Here is a 1,344-nt window from a genome sequence, read left to right as displayed (position 1 = left end):
ATCGTCTACGACGAGGCGATGCTGCGCGCCTACATCGAGCGCGCGACCGAGATCAGCCCGCAGCACCCCGTCCTGGTCGACCGGTTCCTCGACGACGCCGTCGAGATCGACGTGGACGCGCTCTACGACGGGACCGAGCTGTACCTCGGCGGCGTGATGGAGCACATCGAGGAGGCCGGGGTCCATTCGGGCGACTCGGCGTGCGCCCTGCCGCCGATCACCCTGGGACGGGCCGACCTGGAGCGCATCCGCGAGTCCACCCGGCTCATCGCCGAGGGCGTGGGCGTACGCGGCCTGCTCAACGTCCAGTACGCCCTGCAGTCCGACGTGCTGTACGTGCTGGAGGCCAACCCGCGGGCGTCGCGCACCGTGCCGTTCGTGTCCAAGGCGACCGCGGTGCCGCTGGCGAAGGCCGCCGCCCGGGTGATGGTCGGCACGACCGTGGCGCAGCTGCGCGCGGAGGGACTGCTGCCCTCCCACGGCGACGGCGCGATCCTGCCGCTGGACTCCCACATCGCGGTGAAGGAGGCGGTCCTGCCCTTCGGCCGGTTCCGGGACGCCGGTGGCCGCGGGGTGGACACCGTGCTCGGGCCGGAGATGAAGTCCACCGGCGAGGTCATGGGCATCGATGCCGGTTTCGGCGCCGCCTATGCCAAGTCCCAGGCTGCTGCCTATGCGTCGCTGCCCGTCTACGGCCGGGTGTTCGTATCCGTGGCCAACCGTGACAAGCGCGCGATGATATTCCCGATCAAACGGCTCGCCGACCTCGGGTTCGTCGTCTACGCCACCGAGGGGACCGCGCAGGTGCTGCGCCGCAACGGGGTGAAGGCGGTCGTTCTGGGCAAGCACTCCGTGCCCAGCCCGAACCTGGTCGACTGCGTCGAAATGATCACGTCCGGCCAGATCAACCTGGTGATCAATACTCCGTGGGGGGTCGGCCCGAGACTGGACGGATACGAGATCCGGGCGGCGTGCGTGGCCACCGGCGTGCCCTGTATCACCACGATCCAGGGTGCCGCCGCCTGCGTGCAGGCCATCGAGGCGCTGGTGCGGGGTGACATGGGCGTGCTGCCGTTGCAGAGCTTCCACACCGGGCTGCGCACCGCCTGGCAGGACCTGCACGACTCCGGCTCCGACTCCGGCGGATCCGGTGGTGATCGCAGTGTTGCCGGGCCCGACGGCGTCCGGCAGGCTGCTGCCGGTGACGCCCGCGAGCAGGCGGTGACGGGGTGACCACGTTCCCTCGGACGCGGCTGAGCGCCTGGACGTCGCGTCCACCCCTGGCGGTCGCGCTGGACGTGCCCGACGGGCCGAGCGCCCTGCGCCTGGCCGAAGCGGTGGCAC

At 71.1% G+C, this 1,344-nt stretch carries 1 pseudogene; it reads left to right on the top strand.

The window, feature by feature from the left end:
* Window positions 1–1,233, top strand: a pseudogene (gene carB / locus DD1DGNOD_RS20045) (carbamoyl-phosphate synthase large subunit); the annotation flags it as partial.
* Between the last annotated feature and the right edge of the window lie 111 nt (window positions 1,234–1,344).

This window comes from Candidatus Protofrankia californiensis, assembly GCF_900634765.1.
Classification (GTDB): Bacteria; Actinomycetota; Actinomycetes; order Frankiales; family Frankiaceae; genus Protofrankia; species Protofrankia californiensis.
Note: the sequence above shows the minus strand (reverse complement) of the source record. Positions and strands in the feature narration are given on the sequence as shown.